Here is a 22,237-nt window from a genome sequence, read left to right as displayed (position 1 = left end):
GGCTCGGGCTGGTATACTCCTGAGCTTTGGCGGGCGCCGCCTGTTGGCGTTCGCCTCTTCGCTGCCCCAGCTGCCTTCATCAGGGACCCGGTATGACCCAGCAAGACCTCTCCCCCGACGACCGCCCCAGCAAGTCACAACTCAAGCGCGAAATGCACGAGTTGCAGGCTTTGGGCGAACGCTTCATCGCCATGAAACCGGACGAACGTGCACGCTTCCCGCTCTCGGACGACCTGCTGCGCGCCATCGAGGAAACCGATCGCATCCGTGCCCGCGAGGCGAGAAGGCGCCACATGCAGTACGTCGGCAAACTGATGCGCAAGGAAGACCTCGACGCCATTCAGGCCGTCTTCGATGAAATCGAACAGGCCCAGGTGCAGCGCGACCATGCCTTTCTGCGCCTGGAAAAGTGGCGCGACCGGATGATCGAGGAAGGCGACGACGCAGTCGAACCCTTCCTGGCAGACTACCCCAACGCCGACCGTCAGGCACTGCGCCAGCTCATCCGCAATGCCCGCAAGGAGCGCGAGCAGAACAAGCCGCCGACCAACGCCAAACGGCTCTATAAACTGCTGCGCGACACGGCGGGACTCTAGCCCCGCCGGGAGCCATCTTGCCTTGCGGCGGCCATTCGGGTCGGCTTACACAGCACGACCTGAAAACTCAGTCCTGAACACTCAGAACTGAAAAAACCGCGACCTGAGACATCCATACCTGCACCACCCAAGGCGCTGAACCTCGCGCCCATGGGTAGGTGTCAGGCGGCGCTCACGACTGGGTGCCGCCAACCGTCAGCTCATCCAGCTTCAAGGTGGGCTGACCCACGCCGACAGGAACGCCTTGCCCCTCCTTGCCGCAGACGCCAATACCGGTGTCCAGCGCCATGTCGTGTCCAATCATCGACACTCGGCCCATGGCTTCGGGCCCGTTACCGATCAGGGTAGCCCCCTTCACCGGCGCGGTAATGCGCCCGTCCTCGATCAGATACGCCTCGCTGGCAGAGAACACAAACTTGCCGGACGTGATATCGACCTGACCGCCACCAAAACTCACGGCGTAAAGACCGCGAGAGACGCTCTTGATGATGTCTTCCGGGTCGTCCTGACCGGCCCGCATGTAGGTATTGGTCATGCGAGGCATCGGCATGTGCGCGAACGACTCGCGGCGAGCATTGCCAGTCGGTGCCATGCCCATCAGGCGGGCATTCAACTTGTCCTGCATGTAGCCTTTGAGGATGCCGTCCTCGATCAGGGTGGTGCACTGACTCGGCGTTCCTTCATCGTCCACCGACAGCGAACCACGCCGATCGGTCAGCGTACCGTCATCGACCACGGTGACCCCTGGCGCCGCCACCCGTTCACCGATACGGCCGGCGAACGCGGAACTGCCCTTGCGATTGAAGTCACCTTCAAGCCCGTGTCCCACCGCTTCATGCAGCAGAATTCCAGGCCACCCGGCCCCCAGCACGACGGGCATCTGCCCGGCCGGCGCATCCGCAGCTTCCAGGTTGACCAGCGCCTGGCGCACGGCCTCCTTGGCATAGGTTTCGGCGACACCCTCGTCACGCAGGCGCGCCATCGGGTAACGACCACCGCCTCCCGCGCTGCCCCGCTCCCGACGCCCATTACGAGACGCAATCACGCTCACGTTGAAGCGCACCAGCGGACGCACATCGGTCGCCAGAGTGCCGTCACTGGCGGTGACCAGGACCACTTCATAGACGCCGGACAGCGAGGCACTGACCTGGGTAACGCTGGGGTCGGCTGCTCTGGCCACCCGGTCGGCCAGCTTCAGCATCGCGACCTTGTCCTCGGCCGACAGCCCCGACAAGGGGTCGATGCCCGCATAGCGGGGCTCTGCACTGACCACGATGCGGGGCGCCTGGTTGAGACTGGCGCCGCTTCGCACGATGCCCGAGGCAGTTCGTCCGGTCTCCGCCAGCGCATCCGCGGTAATCTGGTTGGAATAGGCAAAGCCGGTCTTTTCACCGGCCATCGCACGCACCCCGACACCACCGTCGATGTTGTAGCTGGCTTCCTTGACCTCGCCATCCTCCAGCACCCAGCCTTCGTGCCAGGCGCGCTGGAAATACAGGTCGGCATAGTCGATGCCCGGCCCGAGGGCATGCCGCAGACCGGCATCAAGTCCGCCAAGGTCAAGCCCGCCGGGGGTCAACAGAGTGGCAACCGCCTCTTCGAGGCTCGCAGGATGTGATGTCATTGGGCACTTTCCAGAGTGATCTGGGGCGACGTCCATGGACCTTGCACCAGATAGTGAATTCGCGTCACCCGATCGATGACGTCACCGAACAGCTTGTCGGCCACGAACAGCGCCCCACCGACGATGGGAGCGCCCGCGACCACAGCGGCCAGTGGCAGGTTGTTGCTGACGGGCACCGTGACGCCGAGCATCAGGTCCAGCTGACGCCTGGCAAGGTCGGCGGAGCCGTCCAGCGTGAAGTCGGTCGCCGGTCCGTCGATGCGGATCGGCCCATCGGTTTCCAGCACTCCACCATACAGGGTTGCGTTACCGCTGACACGGTCAAAGGCGGTTCCTGAACCGGTGACGTCGGTGAAGTCCAGGCGCAGTCGACGCAGCAGGTTATCGACATTAAGAAGCCCCACCACCTTGGCCGATGGCGAACTGATGTTGGCGAAGGCACCGTCCAGCATGCTCACCTCCAGGCTACCCCTCGAACGGGCCAGGGCGAACTGCCAGGGCGCGCCGGGCCAGGCCAGTTGACTGTCCACATCCAGACGCTCGGCACGCACCGCGACCTCCTGGCCCAGCGCAGCCAGGGCGGTACCAGGATCCCCCCCGGTCAACGCCAGCCGGGACCTGGTGAGGCTGTGGCTGCTGCCAGAGGCTTCCCAGATCAGTGATCCATTGGCACTGACTTCGCCGAGGGTCAAGGCGACAGGGTCTACCGACAGACGATCATCCTGGGTCCGCCACTCACCGCTGAAGGGGCCCATCCGATTGCCCTTGTACTGGATGGTACGGATGTCGAGTCGCCCGTCAGGCAGATCTCGCACGCGGGCAGGAAATTCGGCGGGTTCCTCGGCCACCTCAAGCTCACCAAACAGTGAACCGGCCTCGGCCCCGGCGACCGCTTGCCCTGAAGACGCCGGAATCAGGTCATCCAAGGTCAGCCGGTCGAGATCCAGCACCAGTGGCTGAAGGGTGCCGGGCCGATAGCGCATCTGGCCACTGAGCAGGCTACCGTCCAGCGAGGCGTTCCAGCGCTGGCCGCCACCCTGCTCGGGACTGGCATTGATGACCAGGGAACCCAGGCAGCGGTCGCCGTCGCTGAGGCAGTCGCTGCGGGCCTCGACCCTGGCCAGACCCACGCTGCCACTGCCACTGCCGGAACCACCACCCGGCATGCTGCCGGCCAGGGGCTTGAGGGCATCCGCCCAGGCCGTGAGATCCAGCCTTGGAAGATGCGCCAACACCGCCACGCCTCGCTCCCTGGGCCAGGCGGCAGGCGCCGACCGACCGATCCACAGCTGGCCTTGGCCACCACCGGCATCGCGCCACCTGGCGCCGACACTGTTGCCGTACTCGGCACTCAGGCTCATGGCATCACCCAGGCGTAGATCCAGCGCAAGCGGTACACGCTCCGCGGCACGCTTGCCCAGGGGGGCCGGCAGCTCGATCGTCAGGCCCTCCAGTGTACTGTCGAGCTGCAAGCGCTGAGCCTCCAGGTTCAAGCGCCCGCGCCATGGAAAGGCACCGGACATCAACGCCCCCGAAGGCAGTCCCGCCCAGTCCAGCAGCGCAGGCGCCTCGGCACGCCCCGACAGGGCAACGCTGTCGTTGCTGCCTTCCAGCTCTGCGGTCACGTCACCGCCCAGCACGCGACCATCAAGTCGCCCCGACAGGCCGCCATCGTCGCCGTGCTGCTGCCACGTCAGCGGCCCGCGAACATTCTCGAAGGAAAGCCCGGTGCTCTGGTGGGTGACCGATGACGCTTCGGCATTGGCCTCGACGCTAAGAGACAGTCCGTCAGGGTCGTCCATCGGCATACGCAAGGCCAGCTCACCCTGGACTTGCCCCTCGCCTTGCCAGTCACTGGCGGCGTCGACGCCATCCACCGGCATCTCGCCCAGGAACCGCAGTAGATCGGTCAACGAAGCAGTCAGCGGTCCGTCTACGCTCAGCACCTGGTCCTGCAAGCTGACGCGAGCATCATTTGTGACCACTCCCAGGCTTTCAGCATGATCGACGCGGGCTTCCAGGCTATCGTCTTCGACGGACAGATGTCCGCGCACCTGCTGAAGCGCTGGCCAGCCATCGGCGTAGGGAACACGCCCATCGACAATGTCGAGCTCAAGCCCAAGTGTGGTGTCCAACCTGTCACCACCCTCGGCATCGCTGTCGAGGCTGTCCTGCTCACGCAGGGGCACGTGCAACCTCAGCTGCCCCTGGGGCACCCGCCCCGCCAGGCCGCTGGCGAGCCATTCGGCCAGCTCAGGGTCGACATCGTTTCGCAGCAGCGGCATCGGCAGCCACTCACTGAGCGCGGTATCGCGGGCGTTGACGTCACGCATATCGAGGGACAGGCCGAAGCCCCCGCGCCGGTCTCCGGCAATCGCCAGGCCAAATTCCCCGTCGACCTTGGCACCGCGCCAGCCTACCCTGAGATCTCGCCCACTGACGTAGCTGCGCGGACCATCGTAGGACCACTGCACCTGGCCGGTGGCGTAGTCCAGTGCCATCGGTGCCGAGAACAGGTTAGGGAAGTACATGGACGCTGCACCGGTATCGACAAAGTCGACTTTCCCTCGAGTGCCATCGGCCTCGACCCACACATCGAGGGGGCCCCCACCTGGCGCATCCTCCCAGGGATCCACCTCGACGCCCTCGGCGCTGACGCGGGCCCGCCACTCGCATTCGCGCTTGCCAAAACCTAGCCCGGTGACGCGCCCTCTTGGCTGCAACGCCGATACCGCACGCGACAGCCCTTCGGGCAGGCGCACCCGTTCCCGCCACTGGGCCAGCGCCCCAAGCTCGAAGTCACTGGCGTTGGCCCACCAGCCATCCTCTCGACTGGCCACGTGCCAGAAACGCGGCAGCGCGCTGCCCTCAGGGGCCTGTTCACCATCGTTGCCCGTCCACAGCACGTCTTCAGTGTCGCCTTCGAACCAGGCTTCCCAGTCATCGACCCCACGCCGCAGCCACTGCCCTCTCAGCTCGGCCCCCGTCATCACGATGCCGCCATGCTCTGCCGCGGGTGCCTCAGGGGCTACCGACGATGGGCCATGATCATCCTGGTTCAGCGCGATACGCGGCGCCCGCACATCCAGACGCACATCCGCCAGCCGTCCGTTATCCCAACGGGCCCATACCGTGGCATCACCGCTGGCCTCATCCAGCCTGAGCACGTCTTCGATACCGATCAGGCGCGACAGTCCGGTCAGGCTGTCGAGCTGCATGGTGCCCTGCAGCGCCGCACTGAAGTTGCCGGCATCCCGAGTGCCGGGGGTCAGCGCCATGACCACTTCCATGGCTTCCATGGAGCGGTCTTCAATGAAAATCTCGCCTTCGATGTGGGTGCGTGTTTCGTTCCCGGTCATCAACAGCCGGGGCGCATGCAGGGTGGTCACTTCCCGCCGCCCGTGGAGCACCACGCGTAGATCATCGACCCAGGCCCGCTGACGCAGCATCACGCCGACCCAGAAGTCCAGACGCTGCAGGTTGAATTCGCCATCAGGCATGAGTTCGGGGGGAATGCGGGCCGGCTTGGGCCACAACCAGCGACGCTCACGGTCCTGGTAAAGATGCAGGGTCACGCCCTGAAAATGCGCCTTGTCGGCGACGGGAATACCCTGCTGAAGACTGGCCAGGGTGTCCAGGCGCACCTCCCCCTGCTCGACTTCCAGCAGCGGATAGCTGCCCAGGGCGTCGCGCGCTTCCAGGCGCAGGCCATCCAGCGACAGCTCGGGGTCAAGCCCCCGCAGCGCCCCGTTCATTTCGACCAGGTGGGCCTCAGCCTCGAAGCGAGACTCGACCATGTCGATCAGCGTGCTTTCCAGCCGATCCACCTGGCCCAGAGAGAGACGCAGGAGCACCGACAGCAGTGCGGCGAGGGCCAGCACCACCGCCACCAGCGTCAGTAACCAGCGAGTCAGCAGGCGAATCGGCCTCATCACATCACATCAGCACGATGTCGTACTGCTCCTGGGAATAGTGAGTCTCGACCTGGAAGCGGATCGTCTTGCCGATGAACTCTTCCAGATCAGCCACTGCCGCCGACTCTTCATCGAGCAGACGATCGACCACGGCCTGGGAGGCCAGCACTGCGTAGGTCTCCGCGTTGTAGGCACGCTCCTCGCGCAGGATCTCCCGGAAGATTTCGTAGCATACAGATTCCGGCGTCTTCAGCGTGCCGCGTCCCTGGCAGGATGGGCAGGGCTCGCACAATGTCTGCTCAAGGCTCTCACGGGTCCGCTTGCGGGTCAGTTGCACCAGCCCAAGCTCGGTGACGCCGGTACACTTGGTCTTGGCGTGGTCACGCTCGAGAGACTTCTCGAGCATTCTCAGCACCTGCCGCTGATGTTCGGGGTCCACCATGTCGATGAAATCGATAATGATGATGCCACCCAGATTACGCAGACGCAGCTGCCGGGCGATGGCGGTAGCGGCCTCGAGATTGGTCTTGAAGATCGTCTCTTCCAGATTGCGATGACCCACGTAGCCGCCGGTATTGACGTCGATGGTGGTCATCGCCTCGGTGGGGTCGATCACCAGATAGCCACCGGATTTCAGCTGCACCTTGCGTGCCAGCGCTTTCTGGATTTCGTCTTCCACGCTGTACAGATCGAAGATGGGGCGCTCGCCGGCATAGTGCTCGATCCGCCCGACCGCCGTCGGCATGAACTCTTCAGCGAATTCGACCAGCTTGACGAAGTTCTCGCGGGAATCGATGCGCACCTTCTCGATGTCATCACGCATGACATCGCGCAGGGTTCGCATGAACAGGGGCAGGTCGTCATAGATGACGCTGGGGGCCGGGGCCGTGATCTTGCGCTCGCTGACCTTGCGCCATAGCCGCAGCAGAAAGTGCATGTCCGCCGCCATTTCCTCGAGGGTCACACCCTCTGCAGCGGTGCGCACGATAAAGCCGCCGGTGATGTCAATCTGCTGCTCGGCTTGGGCCGCCTCGACCAGCTCTCGCAGACGTTCTCGCTCGTTCTCGTCCTCGATACGCTGGGACACCCCGTTATGGGGCGAATCTGGCATGTACACCAGGTAGCGGGAGGGTACCGACAGGTGGGTGGTCAGGCGAGCCCCCTTGGAACCGATGGGGTCCTTGGTCACCTGGACGACCAGTGACTGGCCTTCGTGCAGGAGATGCGAAATGGACGGCTGCTCTTCGCCACTGGCGGCGTGATCACCGACGTCGTGGGCGTGAATGAAGGCCGCACGTGACAGACCAATATCGACGAAGGCGGCCTGCATGCCGGGCAACACTCGAACGACCTTGCCCTGATAGATATTGCCGACAATACCGCGCCGCCTGGCCCGCTCGATGAAGGCTTCCTGGAGCACGCCATTTTCCACCACGGCTACGCGGGTTTCCATCGGCGTCAGGTTGATGAGTACTTCACCACTCATGCGGCTGTCCTTGTCCTTTGATGTCTGGCGCCATTATGACATAGCCACCCACCGTTGCGACGATGCCTGTCTCGGCCATCCTGGCCATACGGATTGATGCAGCATACGCGCTTTCGACCCGCTTGCCATCGCGCAGCGATAGATGACGCCAGATAAGTGGGCCTCAACGCTGCGCCACCGGTGTCGACGACGCCTGTCATCCGCCCGTGCACAGCGATTCACCGCAACGCAGTGCTCTAGGGAAGGGCCCCACATCCTTTAGGGAAGGGCCCCACACCATAGCGCCATGCCCTGCTGTCGAAGCAAGGCGGCCGTCTCGAACAACGGCAGTCCCACCACCGCCGAATGGCTGCCGGCAATGCGCTCGACGAACACCGCGGCAAGCCCCTGGATGGCATATCCCCCGGCCTTGTCCTGGGGTTCACCGCTGCGCCAATACGCATGAATCTCGGCGTCTTCGATCATCCGCATGGTGACGTCAGTGACGACCGTGACCTCCAGCAGACCCGCTGGCCCGGTCACTGCCACAGCCGTCATCACCTGATGATCACGCCCGGAGAGCGAGCGCAGCATGGCAAACCCCTCTGCGGCATCCACTGGCTTGCCAAGAATCTGCCCATCGCGGACCACCGCGGTATCAGATCCCAGCGTGACCCGGTCCTCACTCGCCGCCCCCGGCTGGGCCAGTCCTGCACGCTGACCGACGGTCGCCTTGGTCCGGGCAAGGCGCGCGACATAGTCCACGGCCTGCTCACCCGGATGCGGCGTTTCATCGATGTCCACGGGGCAGACCTCGACCTCGACACCGATACTCGCCAGCAAGTCCCGTCGACGCGGCGAGGCCGACGCCAGAAGCAGCGTGTTCGACAAGGGAAGGTCGCTAGCGGAAGGCATGCACAGACTCCTGACCAGGTTACTCGCGAACCGCACGCCGGCCCAGCGCCTTGAACAGAGTGACCAGCCACGGCCACAGGGCGGCCCCGATCAGCGAGGGCATGAGAAACGACAGATGCATCGAAAAAGGCCCGAACAGCGTGCGCAGCCATTGTTCTACCAGCTGCACCAGTCCCAGCAGCACGAAGATCAGTACCGCCTGCTGAACCAGGGAGTACGTGCGAAATCTGGGATAGACCAGCGCGCCAAGAAAGGCCAGCAGCGACAAGGTCAAGGCACTCTGCCCCAGCGGCGCCCCTTCGATCAGGTCGAGCAACAGCCCCAGCGCAAAGCCGTGGAACACGCCCACGCGATCAGGCTGCGTCATGCACCAGTACAGCAGCATCAGTCCCAGCCAGTCAGGTCGCCAAACCTGCCAACCATCGGCCATGGGCATGACCTGGAGACACAGCGACAAGGCCAGTGTCAGCCACACCAGCAACAGACTGGCCCGTGGAGTGGCAGCCATCAGTTGTCCTCCTCGGTGTCGTCCTCGGGTGGCAGCAGTAGCTCGCCAAGACGGCGAGCCGACTCGATGGCAACCGGATCCAGGTCAGGGTGCCAGCGGCCGCGAGACACCTCTAGCGCCGGCTCCGGTGGGAACAGCAGCAGGAAATGCCGCGAGCGCTGAAGCTGTGCCACCGGCGCCGCGCTGACCGTCGCGAACGGCTCGCCGGGATCATGACCCACGTCGCTGACCCTGGCCACCGGGTAGCCTGCGGGAAAACGTCCCGCCAGGCCGGAGCTGACCAGCAGGTCGCCGACCCGAATATCTGCGGTATCCGGTACATGCAGGACCTTCAGGGCATCGTAGTTGCCCGTTCCCTGAATGATGAAGCGCAGACCGTTGCGATTGACCTGGATGGGTAGCGCGTGACTGGCGTCGGTCAGCATCAGGACGCGACTGGAATAGGCGGACAATTCACTGACCTGCCCGGCGATACCCGACGAGTCCATCACCGGCTGGCCCACATAGACGCCATCGCGACGGCCACGGTCAATCACCATCTGATGGGTGAAGGGGTCTGGATCGAGGGACAGCAGCTCGGCAGTCAGGTAGGGAACTTCATGGTCTCGGGCGGCATCGAGCAGCTCGCGCAGGCGGACGTTTTCCGCGGTCAGGCTGGCCATCCGCTGGACCCGATGGGAGAGCGTCAGCAGCTGTTCACGTAGACGCGCGTTCTCCTCGACCAGAGAACGCTGCTCGGACAATGCCAGAGCCCCCCAATTCAGCACATCACTGGGCAGGCTCACGACCCACTGGATAGGGGCAACCAGCGTCGACAGCTGGGCACGCACCGACTCCATGCGGGTGAAATGCGTATCGACAAACATCAGCCCACCCGCGAGCACCGCACACAACAACATGCGATACCCGGGGACGGAGCCATGCGAGAACAGCGGTTTGATAGGCCGACTCCCTGGAGATCCTGGGCCACACCTTGTCAGTCGCTGGAGAGCAGCTCGAAGGTATGCTGATCAATCATTTCCAGGGCCTTGCCGCCGCCACGGGCGACGCAAGTCAGCGGATCGTCCGCGACCACCACAGGCAGGCCGGTCTCTTCGGCGATCAACTTGTCGAGATCGCGCAGCAGTGCACCACCACCGGTCAACACCAGGCCACGCTCGGCGATGTCAGAGGCCAGTTCGGGGGGAGACTGCTCAAGGGCGCTCTTGACCGCTGAGACGATCGAGCCGAGCGGCTCCTGCAGCGCATCCAGAATCTCGTGAGAATTCAGCGTGAAGCTGCGCGGAATGCCTTCCGCCAGGTTACGGCCACGCACGTCGATTTCGCGCAGCTCGCCACCCGGATAGGCACAGCCAATCTCTTCCTTGATGCGCTCGGCGGTCGCCTCACCGATCAGGCTGCCATAGTGGCGACGCACGTAGGAGCTGATCGCCTCGTCGAAGCGATCGCCGCCGATACGAATCGACTCGGAGTAGACCACGCCATTGAGCGAGATGATGGCGATCTCTGTGGTACCACCACCGATATCGACGACCATCGAACCCTGGGCTTCCTCCACCGGCAGCCCGGCGCCGATAGCAGCCGCCATCGGCTCCTCGATCAGGAAGACTTCACGGGCACCAGCCCCCTCGGCGGATTCCTTGATGGCACGGCGCTCGACCTGGGTAGACATGCAGGGAACGCACACCAGGACCCGGGGGCTAGGCGTCAGGAAGGTGCTCTGATGCACCTTGCGGATGAAATACTGGAGCATCTGCTCGGTCACGGTGAAGTCGGCGATGACGCCGTCCTTCATCGGACGAATGGCAGTGATGTTTCCCGGGGTGCGGCCCAGCATGCGCTTGGCATCGGCACCCACCGCCGCCACGCTGCGCATGTTGCCAGACTGTCGGATCGCAACCACGGAGGGTTCATCCAGGACGATCCCGCGATGACGCACGTAGATGAGCGTATTGGCCGTCCCCAGATCGATCGACAGATCGCTGGAAAACACACCTCGTAAACGTTTGAACATGGAAAAGATACCTAGTGCAGACCGGAAACCCTGTGCGGACGCAAACGGTATCACTGACCCCCCCTAGCGGCAAGCGTGTTGCGCGTCTCACTTGACCGGGCAGACCTGCCCGAGCGCCCCGGAATGTGGTACCTTCTGCGGTCATTTCATGGACCCTTCCGTCGAGGAATTGATCATGGCGCTTGAACACGCCGAGGTACTCCGTGCCGCTCACCTGGCCCGGATCGACCTTTCAGAGAATGACGCTGCCCACTACCACGATGATCTCGGCCGGATCCTGGAGATGGTTGACCAGCTCCAGGCAGTCGATACCGAGGGCGTCGCCCCCTTGGCCCATCCCCTCGATGCCACCCAGCGCCTGCGCGCCGACGAGGTCACCGAAACTGACCAACGCGACGACTTTCAACGCTGCGCACCTCAGGTCGAAAACGGCCTCTATCTGGTGCCGCGCGTCGTCGAATGACGCCTCGCCCCTTTTTTCTCGACACTGGATTCACGCACACAGGGAGCCAGGCCCATGCATGACAAGACGCTGACAGAGATCAGCCAGGCACTTGCTGCCGGCACCATCTCCAGCCGCGAGCTGACCCAGGATCTGCTCGGACGTATTGATCGCCACGACAAGACGATCAACAGCTTTATCACCGTGACCGCCGACCAGGCGCTGAGCGCCGCCGACGCCGCGGATCAGGCGCGGGCCAACGGCCAGGCAGGACCGCTGACCGGCGTACCGCTGGCGCTGAAGGATATTTTCTGTACCAAGGACGTGCGCACCAGCTGCGGCTCCAGAATGCTCGACAACTTCGTCGCGCCCTATGACGCCAGCGTGGTCGAGAAGCTCAAGGCCGCGGGCAGCGTGAGCCTTGGCAAGACCAATATGGACGAGTTCGCCATGGGCTCCTCCAACGAGTCGAGCTTCTACGGGGCGGTCAAGAACCCCTGGGATCTGAACGCTGTCCCCGGCGGCTCATCCGGCGGCAGCGCCGCTGCCATCGCCGCCGGCTTCGTGCCTGCAGCGCTGGGCACCGACACCGGCGGATCGATTCGCCAGCCGGCGGCCTTTTGCGGCATCACCGGCCTGAAGCCCACCTACGGCCGTGTGTCGCGCTACGGCATGATCGCCTACGCCTCCAGCCTGGATCAGGGCGGCCCCATGGCCCGCAGCGCCGAGGACTGCGCGCATCTGTTGAATGCCATCGCCGGCCATGACGTGCGCGACTCCACCAGTGTGGCTCGCGGCGTCCCCGACTACACCGAGGAACTGACAGCACCGCTGTCCGGCCTCAAGATCGGCCTGCCCCGCGAGTACTTTGGAGACGGCCTGGACAGTGGTGTTCGTCAGGCCATCGACGAGGCCATCAAGGTCTATGAGTCGCTGGGAGCCAGCGTGCGCGAGGTCAGCCTTCCGCACACTCAGTACGCCATTCCGGCCTACTACGTGATCGCGCCGGCAGAGGCCTCGTCCAACCTGTCACGCTACGACGGCGTGCGCTTTGGCCACCGTTGCGACAATCCGCTGGACCTGGTCGATCTGTACAAGCGCTCTCGAGCAGAAGGCTTTGGCGAAGAGGTCAAGCGTCGCATCCTTATCGGCACCCACACCCTGTCGGAAGGCTTCTTCGACGCCTATTACAAGAAGGCGCAGCAAGTGCGCCGACTGATCCGTCAGGACTTCCTCGACGCCTTCGAAGAGGTCGACGTGCTGATGGGGCCGGCCGCGCCGACACCCGCCTTTGATTTGGGTGCCCAGAAAGACCCGGTTTCCATGTACCTGCAGGATATCTACACCATCGCGGTGAACCTGGCCGGCATTCCCGGCATCAGCGTTCCGGCAGGCTTCTCCGGCCAGCGTCCGGTTGGACTGCAGATTCTCGGCACACACTTTGCCGAGACCCGCCTGCTCAATGTGGCACACCAGTTCCAGCAGGCCACCGACTGGCATACCAAGCGTCCCGCGATGACCGAGGAGAACCGCTGATGGAATGGGAAACCGTGATCGGTCTCGAGGTGCACGTACAGCTCGCGACCCGCTCCAAGATCTTCTCCGGCTCGTCCACCGCCTTCGGTGCCGAGCCCAACACCCAGGCCAACGCTGTCGACCTGGGGCTGCCCGGCGTGCTTCCCGTATTGAACGAGCAAGCCGTGGCCATGGCGCTCAAGTTCGGCCTGGGCATTCATGCCGACATTCCCGAAGTGTCGGTGTTTGACCGCAAGAACTACTTCTACGCCGACCTGCCCAAGGGCTACCAGACCAGCCAGATGTACCACCCCATCGTCGGCGCTGGTGAAGTGGAGATCCTGCTGGACGACGGCACCAGCAAGATCATTCGGGTTCACCATGCTCATCTGGAAGAGGATGCCGGCAAGTCGCTGCACGAAGACTTTCACGGCATGACCGGGATCGACCTGAACCGCGCGGGCACGCCCCTTCTGGAAATCGTCTCCGAGCCGGACATGCGCTCGGCCAAGGAGGCCGCGGCCTATCTCAAGGCCATCCATTCCATCGTGACGTACCTGGGAATCTCTGACGGCAACATGGCCGAAGGCTCCATGCGCTGCGACGTCAACGTCTCTGTACGTCCGAAGGGTCAGGAAGCGTTCGGCACCCGTGCCGAGATCAAGAACGTCAACTCGTTCCGCTTCGTCGAGCGCGCCATTGCCTATGAAGTCGAGCGCCAGGTCGAGCTGATCGAGGACGGCGGCAAGGTGGTGCAGGAAACCCGCCTGTACGACCCGGAGGCAGACGAGACACGCAGCATGCGGACCAAGGAAGAAGCCAACGACTACCGCTACTTCCCCTGCCCCGACCTGCTGCCCGTGGTGCTCGACTGCGCCTACGTCGACCACCTGCGCGAGAGCCTGCCCGAGCTGCCTGCGGAGAAGCGCGCGCGCTTCCAGGACGAACTGGGCCTGTCCGCCTACGACGCCGGAGTGCTGTCGGCCAGCCGTGAAATGGCGGAATACTTCGAGCAGGTCAAGGACCTCTGCGGCGACGCCAAGCAGGCGGCCAACTGGGTGCAAGGAGAACTGTCCGGGGCGCTCAACCGCGACGGGCTCGACATTTCCGACAGCCCCGTCAGCGCCGAACAGCTTGGCGGCCTGATCAAGCGCGTCATCGACTCGACCATCAACGGCAAGGCGGCCAAGCAGGTCTTCCAGGCCCTGTGGAATGGGGAAGGTGACAGCGCCGACCAGATCATCGAGACCAAGGGACTCAAGCAGGTCACCGACACCGGGGCGATTGAGGCCATGGTGGATCAGGTCATCAGCGAAAGCCCCGCCCAGGTCGCCCAGTACCGGGATGCAGAGCCTGATAAGCGCGGCAAGATGATCGGCTACTTTGTCGGCCAGGTGATGAAAGCGTCTCGCGGCACCGCCAACCCTCAGCAGGTTAACGGCTTGCTCAAGGAAAAACTCGACGCTCTGTGCTGAAACTGACGCACGCCTTCCCGGGACAGCGAGGGCTGTCCCGGGGCCTCTCGTCCACTAGCGGCCTAGGAAGTCACCATGTCTGACGATGTCGGAGCCCGACTACGGGCCTTGAGAACCCTGCGCGGCATCTCTCAACGGGAATTGGCCAAGCGCTGCGGCGTCACCCACTCCAGCCTGTCGTTGATCGAACAAGGCAAGGTCAGCCCCTCCGTCAGCTCCTTGAAGAAGATCCTGGACGCCATTCCGATGAGCGTCGGCGACTTCTTCACCATGGACCTCGAGAGCAAGAATCAGGTCTTCTACAGTGCCGATGAGCTGACGGACGTGGGTAGTGGCGACGTCATCTTCAAGCTGGTTGGCGCCAATCGTGATAGCCGGGCCCTGTCGTTCATGATCGAGACCTATCCCCCAGGCAGTGATACAGGGCGCGAGATGATTACCCATCAGGGAGAGGAAGCGGGCGTCATCCTCGAGGGCGCCATCGAAATCACCATTGGCGCTGAAACCCGTATGCTCGCTGCCGGCGAAGCGTACTACTTCGACACCAATGTGCCTCATCGCTTCCGCAATCCCGGCAAAGAGGCCTGCCGACTGGTCAGCTGCGCCACCCCTGCCCGCACGTTCTAGCAGCCGTCTTCTCCTCTCGCCCACCCCTCCCTTGATACAACAAGAGGCCACGCCAGGCGTGACCTCTTCCCCTGCCCCTTATCCAGGGCAAGGCGCTTTCACTGGGCGTTACACGCTCATCACAGGCTGGAGACGCGTCATGACTCCACCTGCTCGCAGGACGCAATACTGACACCCTGCGCTTCGAGCCGCCGCAAGGTCTCGTCCAGCGCACGCTCGGCGAGACGCACCAGCTCATCGATCTCGTCACGGCTGATCACCAAGGGGGGTGAGATGACCATGGTGTCACCCACCGAGCGCATCACCAGCCCCGTTTCAAAGCAGATGTCACGACACAGATTGCCCACGGCCAGGGCCTTGTCAAAGCGCTGCCCGCTGGCCTTGTCAGCGACAATTTCCAGGGCACCGATCAACCCCAGCGAGCGTGCCTCGCCGATCAATGGATGGGCCTCCAGGGCCTTCCAGCGTGACGCCAGGTACGGGCCCAGCTCGTTGCGGACCTTGTCGACGATCCCCTCGGCCTGCATCAGCTCCAGGTTTTTCAGCGCCACAGCGGCGCAGGCGGGATGCCCTGAGTAGGTGAAGCCGTGATAGAACTCGCCCCCCTCCTCGATCAGGGTCTCGGCGACACGGTCACCGACCAGCACGCCGCCAATAGGCAGATAACCTGACGACAGCCCCTTGGCGATCGGCATCAGGTCGGGGGCCAGGTCGTAGTGAACACTGCCGAACCACTCTCCCAGGCGACCAAACCCACAGATCACCTCATCCACCACCAGCAGGATATCGTACCGATCCAGCACCTCCTTGATGGCCGGCCAGTAGCTGTCTGGCGGGATGATGGCGCCACCGGCACCCTGTACCGGCTCGGCGATAAATGCCGCCACCTGATCGGCGCCCAGCTCCTGAATGCGCGCCTCAAGCGCCTCGGCGCAGCGACGACCGAAGCTGTCGGGGTCCTCACAGCTGGCATCGGGCAAGCCCTCGCCATACCAGTAGGGCTGACGAACATGGGTAATCCCCGGTACGCAGGGCCCACCCTGCTCATGCATGGGTGCCATACCCCCAAGGCTCATCCCCGCCACCGTGGAACCGTGATAGCCGTTCTCGCGACCAATGATCCAGTGCTTTTGCGGACGCCCCTTCAATGCCCAGTAGCGCCGCACCATACGCACGACGGTGTCATTGGCTTCGGAGCCTGAACCGGTGAAGAACACCCGGTTCATGTGCGGCGGAGCGAGACGGCAGAGGGTCGCGGCCAGCTCCACCGCCGGTGGGTGCGAGGTCTTGAAGAAGTTGTTGTAGTACGGCAGCTGAGTCAGCTGCTGGGTGGCGGCGTCGACCAGCTCCTTGCGACCGTACCCCAGGTTGACGCACCACAGCCCCGCCATGGCATCCAGTATTCGGTTGCCGTCGGCATCACGTATGTACACGCCTTGGGCATCGACGATGATGCGACTGCCCTCCTCCCCAAGCGCCTTGAAATCGGTAAAGGGATGCAGGTGGTGAGCACTGTCCAGCTGCTTGAGGGTGGTGCTGTCCTTCAGGGTCATGGCCGATTCTCCCAAAACGGCAGAGGATAAACGTTATGTTTTATTCAACATAACCACCATACGCTTTCTTGCCAAGAGATCGATCATCCTTTCGCCCAACACGAAGCTAACCCTTTGTTATATGGTTCATGACCGTAAGAAAATGTCGACATTAGATGTAAATCTTAATTTTTTTGTTTGACGACCCAATCAACATAGACCAATTTTCATTGACACAACTCTCCCCAGACCAACAACCATTCCAATCACTTTCCGGGAGTCCCTATGCATCACCTTACCCCGTTGTTGCGCCAGTGCTTTGGGCGCGCCTGCTGCTGGGCCATGTGCCTGGCCTTTGCCGCCATCCTGTCGTCACCCGCACACGCACAGCCTGACCTTTCCACTGCCGAACTCATCCTTGCAGAGGTCCCGACTCACATCGAGGCCAGTGGTCTGGAACCGGGCGCCTCCTATCGTATCGAGACACGCCACACTCTCCCTTCCGGCAGCGAGAGACTGCTCCCTGAGCGTCAGTTGATTGCCGACGACGCCGGCCAGGCCAGCCTGGAGCTGGTGCTCGGCCAGGAGACATACACCGTCTCGCTCGTGGACGCAGCCAACGCCAGCCTGGCCACTGCTGTGCTTGACCCGATTCCTGCATGGCTATCGCTGCTGCCAGCACTCAGCGCCATTACGCTGGCGCTGGCCTTTCGCCAGGTCATCGTGGCGCTGTTCACTGGCCTGCTGCTGGGCGGCTGGGTGTTGCATGGCATGCATCCAACCGCGCTGCTCAACGCCTTCGGTGACTCGGTGAATGTGCACGTGTTGAACGCCGCCAGCGACAGCGATCACATGTCCATCGTACTGTTCTGCCTGTTGATTGGCGGCATGGTGGGGATCATCTCCCGCAACGGCGGGACCCGCGGCATTGCCGAGCGCATTTCCCGGGTGGTGCGCGGACGTCGCCAAGCCCAAAGCTCCTCCGCACTGCTGGGGCTAGCCATCTTTTTCGACGACTACGCCAATGCTCTGATCGTCGGCAACACCATGCGACATATCACCGATCGGCTATGCGTCTCTCGCGCCAAGCTGGCCTACCTTGTCGACAGCACTGCGGCGCCGGTGTCCGCCATCATGCTGGTCACGACCTGGATCGGGTTTCAGGTGGGCCTGATCAGCGAGGCGATGGCGGGGATCGATGACTGGGATGCCTCGGCCTACTCGGTATTCGTCAACGCCATTCCTTACAACGCCTACCCCATTCTCGCGCTGGTCTTCGTTTTTCTGGTGGCCTGGACCGGCCGCGACTTTGGCCCGATGCTGAAAGCCGAGAGACGCGCCCTGGCATCCCCAGGGGAGCGGCAAGGCCTCAGCAGCCGAGAGGCGATCGTCGAGGAGGCCGACATCGCCACCAAGGAAGGTATCCCCCATCGCGCACTGAACGCCGTTGTGCCCATGCTGGTCCTGGTCGGGGTCACCCTCGGCGGGATTTACACCACCGGACTGGCGTCGCTCGGCGAGGGACCACATCTGCTGCGCGACGTCTTCGGGGAAGGCGACTCGTTCAGCGCCATGATGTGGGGTTCCCTTGCGGCCTGCCTATGCGCCGTCGTGCTGACCCTGGCCCAGGGGCTGATGCGCATGACGGAGACGCTTCATTACTGGTTCGAGGGCGTGAAGTCGATGCTGCTGCCGATCACCATCCTGATGATGGCCTGGGCCTTGGCAGGGGTGAATGACGCGCTGCATACCAGTGACTACCTGGTGTCCGTCCTGGGCGAGAGCCTGTCACCACAGTGGCTACCGGCGGTGATCTTCTGTCTTGCCGGTTTCACCGCCTTTGCTACCGGCTCGTCATGGGGTGTCATGGGCATCATGATGCCTCTGGTGGTGCCGCTGGCCTGGGCGGTTCTTGACCACCACGACATGGCCGGTAGTGCGGAAGGCATGCCACTGCTCTACGCGTCCGTGGCGGGCGTGCTGGCCGGAGCAGTGTGGGGCGACCACTGCTCTCCACTGGCCGAAACCACCCTGCTGGCGGCGATGGCCAGCGGCTGTGAGTTGATCGAACACGTCACCACACAGCTGCCCTACGCGCTGCTGGTAGGGCTGGTGGCACTGATTTTCGGTGCCGGCATGACCGGGCTGGGACTCCCCTGGTGGCTGGGGCTCGGAGCAGGCGCGCTTACGCTGACCGCCTGCCTCTACCTGCTGGGCCAACGCGCGACGGTTCCCTCAAGCACACCGACGCTCTCCCACGGCTGACCGTGCATGCCAGGCGGCTGCCTGGCTGCACTCGACTCGCTACGAACGCTATCCACCAACGACAGCGGCACCGTCCTGAGACGGTGCCGCTGATGGTCTACCTGCGAAAAGACATGGCGATAAAAAACCGGCGAAACCGCCGAGCCGATATGGCTTAGCCTTCTTCGTTCATCATCGCCTGACGTTTTTCGTTGGCTGCCTCACTACCCTCGAGCATGTCACTGTTGTAGCCGTCCATGGCGCCTTCAGTGCTACCAGGATCAGCGTGCTCGAGCATCTCCTGCCGCTTTTCGGTGGCAGCAGCGCTGCCTTCCAGCATGGTGGCATTATCTTGCTCCATCATGCCTTCGCCCGGCTGAGATTCCGCGTGGCTTTCCTCCAACGCCTGGCGCAACTCCTCTTCTGCCGTAGACTGCTCCCCGGACATTGACGACGATTCAGCCACGGCCAGACCTGCCCCGAACAGCAGCATTGAGCCCGCCAGCATACCCATCGCAGACACACGCTTAAGCACCATCGCTCTCTCCTTGCGAATTCTCAAAAGAATTCTCCCGGGCAGCCCTGGAACTGCAATGGGGAAGGGCCACTTCCCCGGGAGCATGACCACGATGTCAGCTTAATGTAGTTTCTATGCCTGTCGAGGCATCAACATCGACGCCGCCGACCCCAGCACTCACCGTTGTCCTGGCGAAAACCCGCGTCAGCTCAGCGTCACCGCCTCTGATGTAATCCATGTCTTACACCAAAACGAGTCAATAACCTCCATCTAACGACGATATTACCGACGACTTGCGCAAGCCTTGGCAAACCCTCGGAAGATGGCGTCGTAAAGCGGATGGGAAGCAGACTCCCACTCAGGGTGCCACTGGACAGCCAGGGTAAAGCCCGGTGCCTGCGCTACAGAAACTGCCTCCACCAGGCCATCAGGGGCCAGGGCTTCCACACGCAAGCCTTCACCCAGGCGGTCGACGCCCTGTTGATGCAGTGAATTGACCTTGGCTACCGGTTCGTCGAACAGCGCCGCCAACTGGCCTCCCGGTTCGATCGTCACGTCGTGCACGGGAGCATACTGCTGCTGCTTGTGTCCCTCGGGCTCCCGGTGATCCAGCATCCCCGGGACACGCTGTACGGCCTGATGCAGGCTGCCACCGAAGGCCACATTGATTTCCTGAAAGCCCCGGCAGATCCCCAGCAGCGGCAGTGAGCGCTCCAGCGCCAGGGGAATCCAGCTCATGGCAGCAGCATCCCGTGCCACGTCATCGCGAGTGTTTTCCGGGGCCCGTTGCGCCCCGTAACGCTCGGGCAACACATTGGTGTAGCTGCCGGTGAGCACAAGACCATCAAGGCGTGCCAGCAAGGCACTCACGTCCTCGTCGCGTTGCTCTTCCCAGACGGGAAGCACGACCGGCTCGAGACCGTAGTCACGCAGCGTTCTCACGTACTTGTCCGTGACCATGTGCGCCGGATGACCTTCGACGTCACGGCGACACGCGATGACTCCTACCAGGGGACGGATATTCATGCTCTCCCTCTTGAACGTTCACTTGTTATGGTTTGCTCAACATACATTGGTCGCATTTTCTTGCCAACCCTGGCTGAAGAAAACCACAGACAACAATCTATAAATTCATGTTTATGATACAAAAATACGCAAACAGACGGGATTCCTTCTGTGCTATGCAGTGATGGCCGCGCGTAAATAATTTGACACCACCGCTTGCCCAGCGAAACACTATGCCGATCACAACGAACCAACAAAGGTGACCGCATGAGCACCCCCGGCGTCGATGAAGCCCGCGACTTTCTCCAGCGCCATCCCGAGATCGACAGCGTGGACCTGCTGATCAGTGACCTCAATGGCGTCCTGCGCGGCAAGCGAATTCCGACGGACAACCTGGAAAAGGCCTTTGTCAGCGGCATTGCGCTACCGGGCTCTGTGTTCGCCCTCGATATCACCGGAAACACCGTGGAAGAGACAGGGCTAGGGCTCGACATCGGGGATCGTGACCAGATCTGTCGTCCCGTTCCTGGCAGCCTGATGGTGGCCCCCTGGCAGCGAGACGGCCGTCATGCCCAGCTGCTCATGAGCATGCGCGACGACGACGATGGTCCTTTCTTTGCCGACCCACGCAATGTCCTGGCGGCCCAAGTTCAGCGCCTGTCGGATCGCGGTTTCAAGGCGGTCGTGGCACTGGAGCTGGAATTCTATCTGGTCGATCGTGCCCGCGATGAACTCGGCATGGCGCAGCCCTGCAAGTCCCCCGCCAGCGGCGAACGAGCCAAGGAAAGCCAGCTCTACTCCATCAGTGAACTCGATGAGTACGCCGACTTTCTCGAGGAAGTTCACGCCGCGGCCAAGACACAGCAGCTGCCCCTCGATACGGCACTGAAAGAGTGCGCCCCGGGGCAGTTCGAGATCAACCTGATTCACGGCGATGATGTGCTCAAGGCATGTGACAGCGCCGTGCTGCTCAAGCGCCTGATCAAAGGGGTCGCGCTGCGCCACGGTTTTGAAGCCACCTTCATGGCCAAGCCTTACGGCGGGGAAGCGGGCAATGGCATGCACGTGCACATGAGCCTGGTCGACCAGAATGGCGACAATGTGTTCGCAGACCCCGACGAAAATCCCCATGGCAGCCGCCTGCTGGGCAACGCCATCGCTGGCCTGATGGAGCTGATGCCCGCGTCGATGGCGCTGTTCGCGCCGAACCTCAACTCGTTCCGCCGCTTTCAACCAGGGCTCTACGTGCCCATGACCCCCTGCTGGGGATACGATAACCGCTCGGTGGCCCTGCGCATCCCTTCCGGTGCCAACGCTGCGCGCCGAGTCGAGCATCGTGTCGCGGGGGCCGACGCCAACCCTTACCTGCTGCTGGCCACGCTGCTGGCGTCTGTGCTGCATGGGCTGGCGTCAGACCTCACGCCCCCTGAGGCCACCACCGGCAACGCCTACCGCCAGCTCACGCCCACGCTGACCAATAGCTGGAGCCAGGCGCTGGATCTGCTGGAAGACTCAGCGGTCCTTGCCGAGGCCCTGGGCCGCGACTTTCTCAAGGTCTTCGTGGCCAACCGTCGAGCGGAGCGCGAGCTCGCCATGCAAAGCGTCAGTCGCCTTGAGTATGACTGGTATCTGCGCCACGTCTAAGGGCGCCTGACCCTCTCAGCATCACAGATATTCCTGCTACGCAGCGGCCCCATGGGGCCGTCGCGTAGCCCTGTCCCGACGTCAACCCGAACACAACACACCAACACGGGTCCCCTTATGACACGCACAACTCCTAAAAGCCCCAAGCGCCCGTCGTGCCTGCAGGACGTTTTCGTCAACCTGGCCACTCACCAGCCTCA

The 22,237-nt window shown here is 63.0% G+C and carries 17 protein-coding genes; 7 read left to right on the top strand and 10 right to left on the bottom strand.

Going from position 1 to position 22,237, the window contains the following annotated elements; all coding sequences use genetic code 11:
• Window positions 1–92 precede the first annotated feature (92 nt).
• Window positions 93–596, top strand: a complete 504-nt coding sequence (gene yjgA / locus KUV41_RS16795) for a ribosome biogenesis factor YjgA (protein ID WP_222486816.1) — start codon at window positions 93–95, stop codon at window positions 594–596.
• Between the two features lie 172 nt (window positions 597–768).
• On the opposite strand, the gene tldD is transcribed toward yjgA, so the two are convergent.
• From tldD to KUV41_RS16760, 7 genes are all read right to left on the bottom strand, one after another.
• Window positions 769–2,220 (bottom strand): metalloprotease TldD, encoded by a 1,452-nt coding sequence (tldD, locus tag KUV41_RS16790; RefSeq protein ID WP_222163511.1) that lies wholly within the window; start codon window positions 2,218–2,220, stop codon window positions 769–771.
• Entirely contained in the window at window positions 2,217–6,152 is a 3,936-nt protein-coding gene (locus KUV41_RS16785) for a YhdP family protein (RefSeq protein WP_222486815.1), read from the bottom strand. Before KUV41_RS16785 ends, tldD begins: the two co-directional genes overlap by 4 nt.
• 4 nt (window positions 6,153–6,156) lie before the next feature.
• The gene (gene rng, locus KUV41_RS16780) at window positions 6,157–7,620 is read right to left on the bottom strand and encodes a ribonuclease G (RefSeq protein WP_222486140.1); all 1,464 of its coding nucleotides are present in this window, start codon (window positions 7,618–7,620) and stop codon (window positions 6,157–6,159) included.
• Window positions 7,621–7,878: 258 nt separating this feature from the next.
• Window positions 7,879–8,514, bottom strand: coding sequence for a Maf family protein (locus tag KUV41_RS16775; RefSeq protein ID WP_222486814.1), 636 nt, complete (start codon window positions 8,512–8,514; stop codon window positions 7,879–7,881).
• Between the two features lie 19 nt (window positions 8,515–8,533).
• Window positions 8,534–9,022, bottom strand: a complete 489-nt coding sequence (gene mreD, locus KUV41_RS16770) for a rod shape-determining protein MreD (protein WP_206943353.1) — start codon at window positions 9,020–9,022, stop codon at window positions 8,534–8,536.
• Window positions 9,022–9,921 (bottom strand): rod shape-determining protein MreC, encoded by a 900-nt coding sequence (mreC, locus tag KUV41_RS16765; protein ID WP_206943355.1) that lies wholly within the window; start codon window positions 9,919–9,921, stop codon window positions 9,022–9,024. The genes mreD and mreC overlap by 1 nt, the downstream gene beginning before the upstream one ends.
• 77 nt (window positions 9,922–9,998) lie before the next feature.
• Window positions 9,999–11,036 (bottom strand): rod shape-determining protein, encoded by a 1,038-nt coding sequence (locus tag KUV41_RS16760; RefSeq protein ID WP_206943356.1) that lies wholly within the window; start codon window positions 11,034–11,036, stop codon window positions 9,999–10,001.
• Between the two features lie 175 nt (window positions 11,037–11,211).
• Between KUV41_RS16760 and gatC the strand changes: the two genes are divergently transcribed.
• The 4 genes from gatC to KUV41_RS16740 all read left to right on the top strand — a co-directional run bounded on the left by gatC (window position 11,212) and on the right by KUV41_RS16740 (window position 15,095).
• A complete protein-coding gene (gatC, locus tag KUV41_RS16755; protein ID WP_206943358.1) occupies window positions 11,212–11,499 on the top strand; it encodes an Asp-tRNA(Asn)/Glu-tRNA(Gln) amidotransferase subunit GatC in 288 nt (95 codons plus the stop codon).
• A 54-nt stretch (window positions 11,500–11,553) separates the two neighbouring features.
• Window positions 11,554–13,014, top strand: a complete 1,461-nt coding sequence (gene gatA, locus KUV41_RS16750) for an Asp-tRNA(Asn)/Glu-tRNA(Gln) amidotransferase subunit GatA (RefSeq protein ID WP_222486813.1) — start codon at window positions 11,554–11,556, stop codon at window positions 13,012–13,014.
• On the top strand, window positions 13,014–14,468 hold the full coding sequence (gene gatB, locus KUV41_RS16745) for an Asp-tRNA(Asn)/Glu-tRNA(Gln) amidotransferase subunit GatB (protein WP_206943362.1): 1,455 nt from the start codon (window positions 13,014–13,016) through the stop codon (window positions 14,466–14,468). The genes gatA and gatB overlap by 1 nt, the downstream gene beginning before the upstream one ends.
• 75 nt (window positions 14,469–14,543) lie before the next feature.
• Entirely contained in the window at window positions 14,544–15,095 is a 552-nt protein-coding gene (locus KUV41_RS16740; protein ID WP_206943364.1) for a cupin domain-containing protein, read from the top strand.
• A gap of 137 nt (window positions 15,096–15,232) precedes the next feature.
• Here KUV41_RS16740 and KUV41_RS16735 read toward each other — a convergent pair whose 3' ends face one another.
• Complete coding sequence (locus tag KUV41_RS16735; protein ID WP_222486812.1) at window positions 15,233–16,648, bottom strand: aspartate aminotransferase family protein; 1,416 nt, start codon at window positions 16,646–16,648, stop codon at window positions 15,233–15,235.
• Between the two features lie 264 nt (window positions 16,649–16,912).
• On the opposite strand from KUV41_RS16735, the gene KUV41_RS16730 reads away from it, so the two are divergent.
• Complete coding sequence (locus KUV41_RS16730) at window positions 16,913–18,892, top strand: Na+/H+ antiporter NhaC family protein (protein WP_222486811.1); 1,980 nt, start codon at window positions 16,913–16,915, stop codon at window positions 18,890–18,892.
• 154 nt (window positions 18,893–19,046) lie between these two features.
• On the opposite strand, the gene KUV41_RS16725 is transcribed toward KUV41_RS16730, so the two are convergent.
• Entirely contained in the window at window positions 19,047–19,409 is a 363-nt protein-coding gene (locus tag KUV41_RS16725; RefSeq protein WP_206943369.1) for a hypothetical protein, read from the bottom strand.
• A 261-nt stretch (window positions 19,410–19,670) separates the two neighbouring features.
• The gene (locus tag KUV41_RS16720; protein WP_222163524.1) at window positions 19,671–20,414 is read right to left on the bottom strand and encodes a gamma-glutamyl-gamma-aminobutyrate hydrolase family protein; all 744 of its coding nucleotides are present in this window, start codon (window positions 20,412–20,414) and stop codon (window positions 19,671–19,673) included.
• Between the two features lie 246 nt (window positions 20,415–20,660).
• On the opposite strand from KUV41_RS16720, the gene KUV41_RS16715 reads away from it, so the two are divergent.
• A complete protein-coding gene (locus KUV41_RS16715) occupies window positions 20,661–22,037 on the top strand; it encodes a glutamine synthetase family protein (RefSeq protein WP_222238664.1) in 1,377 nt (458 codons plus the stop codon).
• Window positions 22,038–22,237: the final 200 nt, after the last annotated feature.

This window comes from Halomonas sp. DP8Y7-1, from assembly GCF_019801685.1.
GTDB classification, from domain to species: domain Bacteria; phylum Pseudomonadota; class Gammaproteobacteria; order Pseudomonadales; family Halomonadaceae; genus Halomonas; species Halomonas litopenaei_A.
The sequence above is the reverse complement of the archived record's forward strand: the minus strand, read 5'-3'. Positions and strand labels throughout refer to the sequence as shown.

Coding starts and splice junctions, on each gene's coding strand:
- yjgA (WP_222486816.1), top strand. CDS start 93: ATGACCCAGCAAGACCTCTCCCCCGACGACCGCCCCAGCAAGTCACAA.
- tldD (WP_222163511.1), bottom strand. CDS start 2,220: ATGACATCACATCCTGCGAGCCTCGAAGAGGCGGTTGCCACTCTGTTG.
- KUV41_RS16785 (WP_222486815.1), bottom strand. CDS start 6,152: ATGAGGCCGATTCGCCTGCTGACTCGCTGGTTACTGACGCTGGTGGCG.
- rng (WP_222486140.1), bottom strand. CDS start 7,620: ATGAGTGGTGAAGTACTCATCAACCTGACGCCGATGGAAACCCGCGTA.
- KUV41_RS16775 (WP_222486814.1), bottom strand. CDS start 8,514: ATGCCTTCCGCTAGCGACCTTCCCTTGTCGAACACGCTGCTTCTGGCG.
- mreD (WP_206943353.1), bottom strand. CDS start 9,022: ATGGCTGCCACTCCACGGGCCAGTCTGTTGCTGGTGTGGCTGACACTG.
- mreC (WP_206943355.1), bottom strand. CDS start 9,921: ATGTTGTTGTGTGCGGTGCTCGCGGGTGGGCTGATGTTTGTCGATACG.
- KUV41_RS16760 (WP_206943356.1), bottom strand. CDS start 11,036: ATGTTCAAACGTTTACGAGGTGTGTTTTCCAGCGATCTGTCGATCGAT.
- gatC (WP_206943358.1), top strand. CDS start 11,212: ATGGCGCTTGAACACGCCGAGGTACTCCGTGCCGCTCACCTGGCCCGG.
- gatA (WP_222486813.1), top strand. CDS start 11,554: ATGCATGACAAGACGCTGACAGAGATCAGCCAGGCACTTGCTGCCGGC.
- gatB (WP_206943362.1), top strand. CDS start 13,014: ATGGAATGGGAAACCGTGATCGGTCTCGAGGTGCACGTACAGCTCGCG.
- KUV41_RS16740 (WP_206943364.1), top strand. CDS start 14,544: ATGTCTGACGATGTCGGAGCCCGACTACGGGCCTTGAGAACCCTGCGC.
- KUV41_RS16735 (WP_222486812.1), bottom strand. CDS start 16,648: ATGACCCTGAAGGACAGCACCACCCTCAAGCAGCTGGACAGTGCTCAC.
- KUV41_RS16730 (WP_222486811.1), top strand. CDS start 16,913: ATGCATCACCTTACCCCGTTGTTGCGCCAGTGCTTTGGGCGCGCCTGC.
- KUV41_RS16725 (WP_206943369.1), bottom strand. CDS start 19,409: ATGGTGCTTAAGCGTGTGTCTGCGATGGGTATGCTGGCGGGCTCAATG.
- KUV41_RS16720 (WP_222163524.1), bottom strand. CDS start 20,414: ATGAATATCCGTCCCCTGGTAGGAGTCATCGCGTGTCGCCGTGACGTC.
- KUV41_RS16715 (WP_222238664.1), top strand. CDS start 20,661: ATGAGCACCCCCGGCGTCGATGAAGCCCGCGACTTTCTCCAGCGCCAT.